Origin of the sequence: Shewanella sp. BJSY2023SW001, assembly GCF_047314685.1 — a bacterium.
Taxonomy (GTDB): domain Bacteria; phylum Pseudomonadota; class Gammaproteobacteria; order Enterobacterales; family Shewanellaceae; genus Shewanella; species Shewanella indica.
This window is the reverse complement of record NZ_JBKORF010000003.1, coordinates 1-2,794: the sequence shown is the minus strand read 5'-3', so window position 1 is coordinate 2,794 and position 2,794 is coordinate 1. Positions and strand designations below refer to the sequence as shown.

At 47.6% G+C, this 2,794-nt stretch carries 2 protein-coding genes; both read left to right on the top strand.

Annotated elements, in window-relative coordinates; genetic code table 11:
* Window positions 1–1,668 (top strand): calcium-binding protein (locus tag ACMHXH_RS00420; RefSeq protein ID WP_413737487.1); only part of this gene is annotated, 1,668 nt, incomplete at its 5' end.
* 251 nt (window positions 1,669–1,919) lie between these two features.
* Window positions 1,920–2,794: retention module-containing protein (locus ACMHXH_RS00415; protein ID WP_413737485.1), on the top strand; the 875-nt coding region annotated here is incomplete at its 3' end.

Genomic DNA, 2,794 nt, shown 5'->3' with positions numbered 1-2,794 from the left:
GTCGGTGAGACCATCACCTTAAGCTTTGATGTCACTGTCGATGACGGCAACGGCGGCACAGATACCGAGACTGTCACAATCACAATCAATGGAACCAACGACCCGGTTGAAGGCGAATTTGCCAAAGAGATCTGGGTTCCGGCCTCCCTGTTACAACTCTCGGATCCTTATCTTGCCGGTTATCCGCTGAATATTGATGTTCCAACCGATGTAGATGCCACGGATGAAATTAGCATCACAAACCTGAGTCTTGAGTTTATCGATCCTGCAGAAACTGCCGAGCTAGGCTCTATTTGGTACTGGGATGATGGCGAGCAGATGCTGGTGCAGTATGACTTTGACAATCCTGAAGCCTTGTCTGCAGCAGAGTTAGGCAGTCTGGTCTATATGCCGGGTAATAACGGTGATATTGAGGAACAGCTGGATATTTCTCTGACCTTCACAGTCAACTCAGGTACAGATCATGTGGATGGTGACTTCATCATCCATGCGGTGCCGGGGAACAGCTTAGGAGGGGAAAGTGTCACCATAGGTGATGGTTCATCACCTTTGACTTCAGGTAATGACCAAGATGCCATTCTCAGTATCAGTGGTGGATTCGCCGATGCGATTAATTTAGCGCCTTCCGCCGGTAGCCTGGATCTATTTACCGACTTCCAAAAATCGCCCTTTGCCATTCCAATCCCCGGCAATGAGAGAGACATTGACTCCACAGCCGGCAGCAAACGGGAAACAGAGGTATCGGTCAGGCTAACTATCAACGGTATTACCTTCATTGTGTTGCTGGCTGATCCTGTGGATAACATAGAACAAACTTGGTTTTATGATGCAGATTCTGGCTTGATGAAAGCCAGTATTGGCTACGATCAGATTGTGCAAGAGTCAGATAACTCGATAACACTCGCTGACTATCTGACCTTAAATCCAGCCCAAGCTGCCGATCAGTGGACTATTACTTACTTCGACAATGATGGAGGCAGCTATCAAGCCCGATATGTACAAGCTGTATTTACTCACGAGCTGCTGCCTGATGATGCCATTACGATAACAGGAAGCGACAACATAGATAACCTCATCTTTGGTAGCACTCAGGGTGACTCTCTCACCGGAGCTAACCAAAGTGATGAAATTGTCGGTCGCGAAGGGAATGACACCATCAAAGGTCTGGAAGGCGATGACCAATTACTGGGTGGTGCCGGTAATGACTACATCTTTGGCGGTACAGGTGCCGACTATCTGGTTGGCGGCCCCGGCAGTGACCACCTGGATGCTGGCTTAGATAATGACAGAGATATTCTTATCTGGGATGCCGGGTCTGCAGATGGCAGCACCGATGACGTCTATAACTTCTCCCCTAACACAGATGCACTGGATTTATCGGACATATTGGTTAATGAAGAAAATGGAGTTTTGGATGATTACCTGGACTTCAGCTTTGTGAATGGCAACACCATCATAACTGTCGACACGACTGGCGCCGGCGGGGACAGTGTCACCATAGTACTCAATGGTGTGGATCTGTCCACAGAGTATGGAACTACCGATGAAGGTGTGATTATCCAATCCCTTATTTCCGACGGCGCATTGTTGGTTACTCAACCTGTCGCTCAAGCCTCATTACCCGAGCCAAATTATACTTACTTATCCGAGGATCAGTTAATCCCGTAACAAAATCACCAACAATTCACAATAAAATCAACAGAAGCGCTAAGCTTCTGTTTTTTTATTAATCGAAATAAAAAATAAACCAATATAAATCATAAAATTACAAACCGTACGATCGGTGTCAAAAAATTGACTTAACCAGGTTATTCATCTAAGATCGCCCCAGAAGATTTACACTTCTTGTCAACTTGCAACCCAAAAACAATGGGCTGCAACTTTATTGATACGGATATTGCAAGCGCCGGGGGCGGGACATGAAAGCACTTATCGCAACACAAGATGGTCAAGTTAAAAGTTTGAATGGCAAGGCTTATGTCATGTCAAATGGCCAGCAAGTTCCATTACAACAAGGCGACTTGGTCGCGCACGGAAGCGAAGTTTTTGTCGATAATGATGCACAGATAGAGCTCTTACTCAGTGATGGGAGCAGTCTTAGAGGAGGAGCTGAAGTTCCTCAAGAAGTGTTGCAAAGTACAGATGCTGTAACAGATTCTGAAATTGAGCAGCTACAGGCCCTTATCGCAGCAGGAGAAGATCCAACCGCTTCATTGCCTGATACTGCTGCCGGTGGAACTCAAGGAAATGAAGGAACATCCGGTTTTGTTTCATTGGCAAGAAGTGGTGCAGAAACTCTGGCTGCCAGTGGCTACGATTCAGCAGGCTTCGAAACTGATGCTATTACGCTGCAAGAAGGTTTATCACAAAACGCCTTCAACCTCCCCCAAGTTGCGCCCAGTACTGTAACCTTATTGGCGCCAACCCAAGTCAATGAGGGTGGAAGTATCACCTACACAGCTGTTGTAGATAATGCCCCTCTTGAAAATGACTTGGTGCTGACCCTGTCCAACGGCGCGACTATAGTAATCCCAGCCGGTCAAACCGAAGGCACTATCACCGTCGCGGCACCGACGGATGATGTCTATCAGGACGGTGAAACCCTCTCGGTTAATGTCACCGAAGCTGAAGGCGGCAACTATGAAGATCTGGATCTCGGCAACAGTGTCGACACGACGGTCAATGACACCATAGATACCACTACCGTCACCCTGACGGCCCCGGCTGAAGTGAATGAAGGCGGCCAGATCACCTATACCGCCACGGTCAACAATACCCCTGAAACCGACCTGGT